This is a genomic window from Halolamina salina, from assembly GCF_042678005.1.
Classification (GTDB): domain Archaea; phylum Halobacteriota; class Halobacteria; order Halobacteriales; family Haloferacaceae; genus Halolamina; species Halolamina salina.
Genome location: NZ_JBHUDH010000019.1, coordinates 1 through 1,491, shown reverse-complemented (window position 1 = coordinate 1,491; position 1,491 = coordinate 1). Strand labels below are relative to the sequence as shown.

At 71.6% G+C, this 1,491-nt stretch carries 2 protein-coding genes; both read left to right on the top strand.

What is annotated here, in order from left to right:
• Positions 1–462, top strand: a 462-nt coding sequence (locus ACFR9S_RS02430; protein ID WP_379817991.1) for a TCP-1/cpn60 chaperonin family protein, incomplete at its 5' end; no start/stop codon positions are given.
• Positions 463–716: 254 nt separating this feature from the next.
• Positions 717–1,491: hypothetical protein (locus tag ACFR9S_RS02425; RefSeq protein ID WP_379817990.1), on the top strand; the 775-nt coding region annotated here is incomplete at its 3' end.

Genomic DNA, 1,491 nt, shown 5'->3' with positions numbered 1-1,491 from the left:
GCGACGACCGTCTCCGACGGCCGCGTGGTCGCCGGCGGCGGCGCGATCGAGGTCGAGCTCGCCAGCCGCCTGCGCGAGTACGCCGACAGCGTCACCGGCCGCGAGCAGCTCGCGGTCGAGGCGTTCGCGGACTCGCTCGAACTCGTCCCGCGCGTGCTCGCCGAGAACGCCGGGCTGGACTCCATCGACACGCTGGTCGACCTGCGCGCCGCCCACGAGGCCGGCGACGAGGTCGCCGGGCTGAACGTCTTCAGCGGCGAGGTCGAGGACACCTTCGAGGCCGGCGTCGTCGAGCCTGCCCACGCCAAGGAGCAGGCGGTCTCCAGCGCCACCGAGGCCGCGAACCTCGTGCTCAAAATCGACGACATCATCGCCGCGGGCGACCTCTCGACCTCGGGCGACGAGGACGAGGGCGGCGCCGGTGGCATGGGCGGCATGGGCGGCATGGGCGGCGCGATGTGAAATTCGGCGAGTAGCTAACTTCACACCCGCCCGCCGACCCGCGTACCGCTCTGTCGATCACGTTCTCCCGTTTTTACTGGCCGGTTACTCACCGCGAACGAGCGAAGCTCTCTCGGAGCGAGTGAGCGGGCCAAGAGCCGACCGGAGGGAGGCTCGCAGGCTTTTGGTCGAGCTTTTGCAAGGGCCCTCTGGGGCCCGCAGCAAAAGGTCGGTTCGCAGAAAGCACTTACCCCGACCGACCGAACCTCGAACTAATGCCCTCCAGACGCGCGTATCTCGCTACCCTCACAGCCGCAGGACTCGCCGGCTGTATCGGCGAGGAGCCCGCCACGGGGACCGATACGGACAGCCCGACGGCGACCACGGCACCCGGGACCGCTCCGCGCCCCGACGTGATCGTCGAGGCCGCGGCCGTCCAGTACGCCTACCGCCACATCGAGAACGTCGACTGGAACGGAATCCAGCCCGCCGACGGCCAGTTCGTGTTCGTCACCGTCGACGCCCGCCCGGCCGACTCTGTCCCCGCCCGCTCGGCGTTCACGCTGGTCGCCGACGGCGAGCAGTACGCCCCCGCGGAGCTGGCCCACCGGATGCCCGTCGACCTCGACGTGCCCGGGAGCGCGTATACCCCTGACCGCGAGGGTCCCGATCGCCGGGGCTGGCTCGCCTTCGAGACGCCCGCCCAACTCGACTCGGCGCCGACGCTGCGACTCGACCGCGACCCCGCGCCGGCGGAGTGGGAACTCGACGCCGACCTCGCGACGGCGCCGCCGCCCGCGTGGGAGTGGTCGGTCGACACCCCCGACACGGTCGCGCCCAACACGACGTTCGACATCGCGATCACCGCCGAGAACGTCGGCGACGGGCCGGGGACGTTCCGCGGCGCGGTGAACTTCTCCTACCCGCTGTACGCCCCGAGGGGGTTCGACATCCCGCTCGATCCCGGGCAGTCCGGCACCGAGACCGTCGGGGCCGAGGTCCGGGACGCCGATCCCGGCCGGGAGATCGACTACGGCGTCCGGACGCCCG